At 28.8% G+C, this 10019-nt stretch carries 7 protein-coding genes and 1 pseudogene; 2 read left to right on the top strand and 6 right to left on the bottom strand.

Translation table 11 applies throughout. The features are described from left to right. Nucleotides 1-102 precede the first annotated feature (102 nt). On the bottom strand, nucleotides 103-1110 hold the full coding sequence (locus tag ABY863_RS10740) for a hypothetical protein (protein ID WP_372794664.1): 1008 nt from the start codon (nucleotides 1108-1110) through the stop codon (nucleotides 103-105). Between the two features lie 473 nt (nucleotides 1111-1583). Between ABY863_RS10740 and ABY863_RS10735 the strand changes: the two genes are divergently transcribed. After that, nucleotides 1584-1931 carry a membrane-binding protein gene (locus ABY863_RS10735; RefSeq protein ID WP_372794662.1) on the top strand — a complete coding sequence of 116 codons (348 nt, stop codon included), beginning with the start codon at nucleotides 1584-1586 and terminating at the stop codon, nucleotides 1929-1931. A gap of 79 nt (nucleotides 1932-2010) precedes the next feature. Here ABY863_RS10735 and ABY863_RS10730 read toward each other — a convergent pair whose 3' ends face one another. From ABY863_RS10730 to ABY863_RS10720, 3 genes are all read right to left on the bottom strand, one after another. Continuing rightward, nucleotides 2011-3216: a multidrug transporter gene (locus ABY863_RS10730; RefSeq protein WP_372794660.1), complete on the bottom strand. Its 1206-nt coding sequence runs from the start codon at nucleotides 3214-3216 to the stop codon at nucleotides 2011-2013. 37 nt (nucleotides 3217-3253) lie between these two features. Next, nucleotides 3254-6079 carry a TonB-dependent receptor gene (locus ABY863_RS10725; protein ID WP_372794658.1) on the bottom strand — a complete coding sequence of 942 codons (2826 nt, stop codon included), beginning with the start codon at nucleotides 6077-6079 and terminating at the stop codon, nucleotides 3254-3256. 182 nt (nucleotides 6080-6261) lie between these two features. Continuing rightward, nucleotides 6262-6639, bottom strand: coding sequence for a carboxypeptidase-like regulatory domain-containing protein (locus ABY863_RS10720; protein ID WP_372794656.1), 378 nt, complete (start codon nucleotides 6637-6639; stop codon nucleotides 6262-6264). Nucleotides 6640-6800: 161 nt separating this feature from the next. Here ABY863_RS10720 and ABY863_RS10715 point away from each other — a divergent pair, with 161 nt between their 5' ends. Then, on the top strand, nucleotides 6801-8138 hold the full coding sequence (locus ABY863_RS10715) for a deoxyguanosinetriphosphate triphosphohydrolase (RefSeq protein WP_372794666.1): 1338 nt from the start codon (nucleotides 6801-6803) through the stop codon (nucleotides 8136-8138). Between the two features lie 442 nt (nucleotides 8139-8580). Here ABY863_RS10715 and ABY863_RS10710 read toward each other — a convergent pair whose 3' ends face one another. Both ABY863_RS10710 and ABY863_RS10705 read right to left on the bottom strand, forming a co-directional pair. After that, complete coding sequence (locus ABY863_RS10710) at nucleotides 8581-9666, bottom strand: hypothetical protein (RefSeq protein WP_372794654.1); 1086 nt, start codon at nucleotides 9664-9666, stop codon at nucleotides 8581-8583. Nucleotides 9667-9677: 11 nt separating this feature from the next. After that, a pseudogene (locus ABY863_RS10705) lies at nucleotides 9678-10019 on the bottom strand (TonB-dependent receptor); the annotation flags it as partial.

Here is a 10019-nt window from a genome sequence, read left to right as displayed (position 1 = left end):
TTTTTTTATCTTTTAATTGTTTTGCAAAGGAATAATTTGATTGTAAAGTTTAAGTTAAGTAAAAATTATTTATTTCACATTAATTTACTTACAATCGGTTATTTATAATTTAAATTCTGCGTTTAAAAATACTAATGATTTATTGTCTATTGCTGAATCTTTAAAATTAAATCCTTGGTAGTTTAAGGCAAATTTTAATCCTTTGACAGGCGCAAATTGAATACCTGCAATTATTTGATTTCCATCTTTAGCGCTATTCCAATTAGTTGTTTCGCCCGCTAAAATGTTTGAACTTATTTGATCGAAACGACCAAATACTTCAACCTTTTTATTAATTACATAGGTAGAATAAAATGAAACTCCATCTAAATTATAATTGTCAATTGGACTAGAATATTTTTTACCATTTTGTAATTTATTATATTCAGCACCTAATCTCCAATCAGAAGCATCGTAACCAGCAAATAAAGAAAATGAAGTTAATGCATCAGAAGTTGCTGAACTTTGAGTATCCATATATACTTTTGTAGTTAAACCCTCGATAGGTGTAAAAATTAAATTTCCACCAAATTTTTGATAACCATCAGTATCTTGTAATTTTTTATAGCCTTCACCATTTGCTATTAAAAAGTTAGCCTTTAAATTTTTACTTAATTTAAATTCTGCATTTACCCCTAAATCTGCACTACTTCCAAAACCATTTTCGTCTTGAAATGATTTAAATAAATAACGGTATCCCCAAAAATCTTCTTGGTCGTTAAATTGTTTCATACCAATTAAACCCATACTTAATTTAACTCCCGAAGCTACTTTCCAGTCTAACTGAGCCACTTTTAAAAAGGCAGTATATTCACTTCCTGTGCTATTGCTACCAACATCAAAAGTAATTTTAGCCGAAATTGTTTTGCTGAAGTTGTATTTATACCCAAAATAAGAACGATCTAGTTCAAAAGCACTTTTTTTTGTAGCATTATTGGTAAAGTCTATATGGTAGTTCCAAAAAACTTTGAATTGAACTTCACCACTTGGTTTAAATTCATCTGTTGATTCTTGAGCAAATGCAGAAACTGTTAAAATTGCCACACTTAAAAATAATAATTGTTTTTTCATAATTTATATTAGTTTTTGTCACTGCAAAGAACTGACACAATTGTTAATCTAATGTTAACAATATGTTATCTAATAACTAACATTAAAAAAACCGCCAAATTTAAAGGCGGTCTTACATTTTAAATTATTGTTGACAAAAACTAATAATTTATATAAAATGATGTATTAATAAATCTATCTATACATATTGTAAATATCCTATAAAATTGTAACTTTTAGGTAAACTTAAGATTATTTAATCGTTAATTATATTCGTCTAGATTTTAAGGAATATGATTTATAAAATAATTATTATTTTAAATTCCTAATTTTTAAGATAATAACAATATTTACGTATTTAACTCTTTTTTAGATAGTTACGTGCAACAAATAAAAACTTAATGTAAACTTAACGTTAATAAATAATTAAACTAAGGTAAAGTAAGTACATTTGAGTATGCATAAATTGAATAATAATTAAACAATATTTAGCCATGAAATTAATTATAAACATATTTATTGTGTTGTTTAGTATAACAGCATTTTCACAAGAACAAAAAGTAGATTACAAAAAAGTAGATAATGATTTAGTACAAGCTACTTATTATTTTGCTGATAATAGTACTATTATTGAACGTGAAGGTTTTTTTAATAAAGAAGGAAAATTACACAACACCTGGATTAGTTATGATCTTCAAGGAAATAAAACGGTGATTGCAAACTACAATAATGGTGAAAAAGATGGTGTTTGGACTTACTTTAAAAATGATAAAATTAATATTGTTACCTATAAAGAAAACAAAATTATAAATGTTGAAGAAAAGGCATTGGTAGTAAATTAACTAATAAATTTAAATTTATTGTATAAAAAAAGGATGCTACTAGTAGCATCCTTTTTTTATTATATGTGAGTTTTAGCCGTTATTGAACAGTCCAGCCAGCACCCCAAGATGCATAATCTGTTCCTGTTCCATTTCCATCTCCAGAGATAAAATCAGCTTCTGTAAATATAACTCCTGTATTATTTTTTAATTTTAAAGTAACATCAGTGAAAGTAATATCTGAAGCATCCAAATCACCATCAATAACACCTTGTCCTGTTGGATTATCAGCAAGATCGCCATCTAATCTGAAACCTGTTGCGAAACCCTCCATTACAATATTTGTAAATATACCTTGTGTACCTGCTCTTAATCTAACAGCTTCATTACCTGTATCTGACCCTAAACTAACAATAGTTACGTTAAGTACATTTGGCTTTGAAAAATATAATGGACTAGAATTGTTTCCTATGTCAGTATTATAACCATCACATTCAAAACCTTTATCATGATCAGGACCGTGCTTAACATATACGTCTGTTACATTTCCAGTATATCCTTCAGTCCAGTCAATAGAATCATCTTGTGCATTTATAACTGAAACGTGACTTACATTTACAGTCCCACCAAAAAATTCTAGTCCATCATCTAAACCTTCAAACATTTGAATATATTCAACAGTTGTAGCATTACCTACACCATAGAATGAAAAACCATTGTTTTCTGATTGTCCATCAGCTTTCCCTCCTGAATATTGTACACGAACGTAACGAATAGTTCCTGAGTTATCAGCAGCATCGTTTCCACCGTAAGGTAAACCTCCAATTTCAGAAGTTGAAGTTCCTGTTGCAACAGAGTTGATAGGTGCTTTACCTAATAAAATTAAACCTCCCCAATCACCTGCTTTTGGTGCAGTTGAGTTTGAAGTCATAATAATTGGTAAATCTTTTGTTCCATTAGCTATAATTTTAGCTCCTTGAGCTATAGCTATATAAATATCTGATCCTGAAGCTTGTGCTTTAATAATAGTTCCTGCTTCAATTGTTAAAGTAGTCCCAGTTTCCATAACAAAAGGTCCTGTAATAGTATATTCATTTTTTGCTTCTAATAGTAAATCACTTGTTTGGCTTCCAACAAGATCAATTTTTTCACCTGCATTAGGGTCAGTAGTAGTGCCTCCTGTTGTATTGTTATTTGTTGTTACTGAATTATCAGTATTGTTTATGATGATATCTGACGTGTCGTCAGCACCACAAGAAATTAATAGCATTGATGCTATTGCTAAAGTTAAATACGTATTTCTCATTTTTTTTAATTGATTTAATAGTTGATTATTTATATTTTTAAAATTTGTATTTGAATTGTAAACTGAAATTTATTCCTCTTTTGTAGCTTTCAAGTATTATTTCTTGGTTGTTAGCTATTTCTCTAATTACTTTTATACTAGGATCTAAAATATTTTTTGCACTAAAATTAAATTCAGTATTTCTTCCTATTTTATTTTTCCAAACAAAATCTAGTGTTGTAAATCCTTTTTCAATTTTATTTCCCAGTTGTCCAGAACCTAAAGCATAAATTCTATCAGAAAAATAGTTTGCAATAACATTCATAGTAGGTTTTACTTTATCTCCAAAATTTGGAGAAAAATTTAAATCGGCATTTATTAATAATGGAGAAGCTCCTTGAAGTTCTTCAGTATCTTTATTAAAAGCAGTGCTGTAAGTTCCTTGTATTGTATTAAATAAATCTTGTTCTGTATGCATATAAGAAATGTTAAAGCCTCCTGATAATAGCGTTTCATTGTTTTTTGAAAGAATATCCTTTTTTACTTCAGCTTCAACTCCATAAATTTTAGCTTTGTTACCAGTTCTAAAAAAACGTTGTGTGCCTGTAGCATCATTTGCTACAACTAAGTTTACAGGATCTTTAATTTCTTTAGCAAAACCCGCTATTGATAAAATTTCGCCTCTTTTCATAAACCACTCAAATTTAAAATCTAAGTTTAAGATTTTTGAGTAGGATACATCTTTTACATTGGTGTAGTTTACATTTTCTTGGTGTCCTAATAAATCAGGATTCCCACCAATTCTTGAAGTTACACCTTCATAAACGTAAGGAGCCATTTCTTTAAATTCAGGAAATGAAGCTGTGTTGCTATAAGATACTCTAAAGTTTATTTCATCATTTAAAGCATATTTTATATTTAAAGTAGGTAAATACAAATCTTCTGAAACTTCAGAAACTCCTGGGTTATTAATAAGATTAATAACATCATAATTAATTTTTTGGTTAAAATATTCTGATCTAAAACCTGGTACAATTAACCATTTTTCACCTAAATTAAATTCAGCAGAAGCATAACCTGACAACACTTCTAATTCTCCTTTGTAAGTATTCTCATATTTTCCAGGATTATTTGTTGGGCCAATATGAAATACGCCTTCTCCTTCAGGATATAAAGCTCTAAAAACATCCGTTTCATACAAACCACTTGCCCAATTATCATAATTAAAAATTGCATTGAAGTTTTTTGTGTCTACATTTAAAGATTGATCAATATTTTTATAACCGTATCTTATATTGTTGAAATTACGTTTTTTGTATCTGTCATTAAAACCAACGTTTAATTTAATAGCTTCAGAAGCATTGTATTTTATATTAAATCGTCCATTTATTTCTTCATCAATAATTTTTTCAAAATAACGTTGATTGTCAAAAGAGTTATTGGTGTAGAAGGATGCATTTGTAGTTAGATCGTTATCCAATTCTAAATTGTATTGTTCTAGAGAAATTCTTTTTCTGTCTGGTTCGTGAGAATATACATTGTTATAACCTACACCCCAATCAATTTCAAATTTGTCATCAATTTTATGTGTACCAATTAATTGATTTACAAAAACTAAATCTTGATTAAACTGAACATTCATCTGGTAAAAACCTTTGTCAGTATCTAATTTTGCATCTCTATTTGTACCTAAACCTTTTATGCCATAATAACCAACTTCATCACTTGAATTATTAATAAATAATGAGTTGAAAGTAATTTTGTTATTAGTGTCAATTTTATACAATGCACTACCCATAATGGTAGAATTAGTTGTGTAGTTATAGCGTTCTACATTTTTGAATGACTTTTTCTCTACGTTTGTGTATTCAGTTTCACTTCCTTCAAAAAATGAATAATTGTTTTCAAAAGAACCTGTAACAAATAAACTTAATTTACCATCTTTACCAATGTTGAATGATTTTCCAGCAGATAAACTGATTCCTGTATTTATTGGTTCTTGAGCAGCAATTGGATCAACGCCATGTGAAATCACAATAGTAAATGGATTGTGATTATATCTTCCATAAAATCCCATAAAACCAGTTCCGCCACTTTTCACAAAGTTTTTACCAGCAGCATTTGAATTAATTCCAGAAGTTAATGAAGCATCAACAAAACTATCACCCGTAAATTCTTTTGAAGTAATATTTACATTCCCAGCAGCAAAATCTCCATAAAAATTTGCAGTATACGCTTTACTTACAGATACGTTTTGAATAATATCTGAAGAAAATAAACTTAAATCAATGTTCTTTTTATTAATATCATTTGAAGGCATTGAAAGTTCATTAAGCGTTGTATTTAAATACCGATCGCCCAAACCACGAACATAAACATTACTAGATCCTTCTTTAGAAATACCTGATATTTTTGTTATTGCTGTTGCTGCATCACTAACACCTTTTCGGTTTAATTCTTCAGCACCAATACTTTGTTTAATTGAAATGGCTTTTTTCTGTTCAGTTAAAAGAGCTGTTTCAGATTCTTTTTTAGTACTTCCTGTAATTTGAATTTCGCTTAATGAAACACCTTCACTTGCGCTCATTGTTTGATTAACAGTAATAGTTTTACTAACTTTTACTACTATGTTAGGAATTTCAATAGTTTTGTAGCCAATAAAACTAAAAACTAAAGTATAAGTTCCAGGTGCTACATTCATAGAATAAGTTCCTTCAAATTCTGTTGTAGTTCCTGTTGTAGTTCCTTTAATAAACACATTTACAAAAGGTAAAGGTTCATTATTTACTTCTTTATCGTAAACAGTTCCTCTGATAGAACCACTTGTTTGACTAAATGCAATTGCATTAATAAATATAAATATTGCTATAAAAATTTTCTTCATTTCTTGGGTTAATTTCTTGGTGCAAAGAAATAATGATGAAGTGAATTAAAAGTTAACCCGTTGTTATTTAATGTTCATAAAAGTGTTAATTTAATGTTAGCTAATTAAATACACAAACAAAGCAAAATCACATTAAAATAAGATGACAATGTGTATTAAGAAAAGAAATGATTTATTTAAAATTAATCTATTGAAGAAATATCAAAACTAGCTTCTAAAGCTGAAAGAGTTTGATTATTTGAGGTAGTTTTATTTGAAGTAACAATTACATTCTCAACTTCAATTGTTTTATAGCCAACAAAACTATAGACTAACGTATATGAACCAGGTTTTAGATTTAATGAAAATGAACCATCAAGTTCAGTTGTGGTTGAAACCGTTGTGTTTTTAATAGCAACTGTAGCAAATAACAAAGGTTCGTTATTAGTTTCATTATCAAATACTACTCCTTCAATCCCACCTTGTTTATGAGAGTCAGAAAAAAAGGACTCAACTTCAAAAGATTGACTGTACACTAACGTACTTGAAATTACTAAAATTACAAACCAAAAAAATTTCATTAACATTTATTTAGAATACATACAAATTAACTGCATTGATGTTAATTAAAGGTTATGTGTAGTTTATTGTTTTATGATTTTAATGTTAAGTTCCTTAAGATTAAAATGCTCCATTAAATATAAATTATTAAGTATCTTGCATAAAATTTTTTAAAATGAAAATGAATTGGAGTCAGTTATTGTCTTTAAAACGATTTGGAGACACTCAAAAAAGATTAAGAATCAATCAAGACGAAACAAGGTTGGGTTTTGAAGTAGATTATGATCGTATTATTTTTTCAGATTCGTTTAGAAGCTTACAAGATAAAACACAGGTTGTTCCACTATCAAAAACCGATTTTGTTCATACACGTTTAACGCATAGTTTAGAAGTAAGTGTTGTTGCTCGTTCACTTGGAAGAATTGTAGGAGAGCAAGTATTAAAAAAACATCCTAATTTAGCTGACGAAGGCTATAAAATGAATGATTTTGGAGCAATTGTAGCAACAGCTGCTTTAGCTCATGATATTGGAAATCCACCTTTTGGACATAATGGAGAAAAAGCAATTGGCGAATATTTTAAACATGGAAATGGTCAAAAATATAAGGAGCAATTAACTTCAAAACAATGGCAAGATTTAATTGATTTTGAAGGAAACGCAAATGGTTTTAAGATTTTAACTGAACATAAAGAAGGCATTGAAGGAGGTTTACGATTATCATACGCAACCTTAGGAACTTTTATTAAATATCCAAAAGAATCATTACCCAAAAAGCCAACAAATCAAATTTCGGATAAGAAATTTGGAATATTTCAATCTGAAATTCCTTTTTTTAAAGAAGTTGCTCAGGAATTAGGTTTAATTGCAACAGGTAAAGATGGTAATATTGCATATAAAAGACATCCGTTAGCTTATTTAGTTGAAGCTGCCGATGATATTTGTTATACAATTATTGATTTTGAAGATGGCATAAATTTAGGTTTAATTGAAGAAGAATTTGCCTTAGAATATTTAATAAAATTAGTAAAAGATACAATCGACTCAAAGAAATATCATCAATTAAAATATAAGAAAGATCGATTAAGCTATTTAAGAGCTTTAGCTATTGGAACATTAATAAATGAAGCTGCTTCAGTTTTTTTAGCGAATGAAGTTGCAATTTTAAAAGGGGAATACCCATATTCATTATTAGAGAAATGTAAATATGAAGCTCAAATAAATGATATTATAAGATTAAGTATTGAAAAAATTTATAGAAGCAGAGAGGTTATTGAAAAAGAGCTTGCGGGATATACTATCATCACAAAATTATTAGAGGTGTTTTTAACAGCAAGCAATAATAAACATAACAATTGTTTATCTAATTACGATAAACTAATTTTACACTTATTACCAGAAAATTTAAAAGAGCCAAATGAATCTCTATATCTCAGGGTTTTAAATATTTGTAATTATGTGGCCAGTTTAACTGATGGTTTTGCACTTCAATTGTTTGAAAAATTAAATTCAAAACAATAATAATAAATAGTATTGTCTAATAATAAGAAGCATGTTTCACGGTTATTTTAGATATAATAGTGGATTGTAGCGTTGCAAAGCAAAAATAGATTTAGTTAAATACATTATTTTTCTAAACAATACTTTTAGAACTGATTAACAATTTTTTCACACTAAGTAGAACAGTATAATTGCTTTATTAATTTTGTAAAACAGGTATTAAATCTTGTCATTTCAAAGGTTAAGTTTGGTTTTTATTGTACATAAAAACTGATAAATTATGTACAATATTTTGGTAAATTATGTACAGTTAATTTTAAAGTATAGTAGTATAATTACAAGGTAGTATAAACAACCCTTTAAAAAAAGGCTTATGCAGCCTTTATAAAGGTAATAAAAAAAGCATAAAAAAACCTCCCAATTTGGGAGGTTTTTTAAGATATATTAAAGAAATTTTATATAGTTATTGAAGAATGTAAACTCCCCCAGATAAAATAACTTTCATTTCCCATACAGCAGCTGCACCTGTATAAACATCATAAGAAACAGCAAATTTTTGCCCTTCTGCCATTCCAGGGAAGTTATTTAAAAGTACAGTGTTTAAGTAAGCTAGTATTTCCGTTTGGTTTTTATAGTTAGTCTCACCTTCTCTAACATCAAAATTATTATAATAACCTGGATCTCCATATTCAGTTCCTAAAGAATCATAATCTGCCTGAGTCAGTGTATATTTAATAGTGTTGTCCGGTACCCAAACAGTACCGTCGTGACCAAATTTAATAGTTTCTAAAGCAACATTTGTATATGGAGCCCATTTAGATCCATCAAATATATAGTTATTAACATAGCTTTTTGTTACACCACCACCTTTGTATAATTCATACATGGCTTGAACAATGTCACCAGCAACTTTTTGGCTAAATTTAAAGATGTCTGGTAAAGCTAAAGGTATTTTTAATGCTGCTTCATCATGGCTTGAAAAGTTTGGATATGATTCACCCATAGACAAATACTCATCTTCAGTAAATCCATTAAATTTAGTCCAATCTCCATTTTCAAATAAGAAACCATCAGTTAAAGTACTTTCTCCACCTGCATAAAAACGATATCTTAAAGAATAAAAGTCACCTTCGCTAGGAGAAGGATATTTTGCATCTAAATAATTAAAAATATGGTAACTTTTATCAAAGTTTCCATAAGTTTTACCCGTAATAGCATTATGGTCTGCATCAGATAATGCATATATATTTCCGCTAGGAGAGCTTTTTGGGTTATACCATTTAAAAGTAACTGTTGCTAATGATCCATTTCCCCAAACAGGGTAATTGTTTTTCAACAAACCAGGAATCATTGTTTTAGCATCATCAATTGAGCTAAAATTTCCATATCCTAATTCTAAGAAATCATAATCATCATCAGATAGGGTAAATGTAGCTTCACCAGTAATTACTTTTTCTTGAGCATCAAGAGCGTTATAGATATCATCCATTGGCTCACAGCTTGTAAATGCCAAGCCTAAAACCGTTATTAAATAAATTAATTTTTTCATAATTCTATATTTTAAAATTTAAGTTTTGCACTTATGTTAAATGTTCTTCCGTAACCGTACCAAACTAAAGAAGTTTCTGAACCTCCACCATCAGTAGCATCAGAAATATACTGAGTGTCAAATACGTTGTTCATTCTACCTGTTAAGGTTGCGTCTAAATCACCAATTTTAAATCCATGTCTTACACTCATATCAAATGTTGAATATTCAGGTAATTCCCAAGATTGTGGACCAGCGGTAGTTCTTTTATTTGGATCATAACGTGCATAGATATCAGCAAAGTAGTTGAAATCCATTGTAAAGTGTGTTTTTTCCATTAACTCATAGTCAAAACCTAAAGCTGCTGTTGTTTG

The organism is Lutibacter sp. (assembly GCF_041562875.1).
Lineage (GTDB): Bacteria > Bacteroidota > Bacteroidia > Flavobacteriales > Flavobacteriaceae > Lutibacter.
This window is presented reverse-complemented; position numbering and strand designations above follow the sequence as displayed.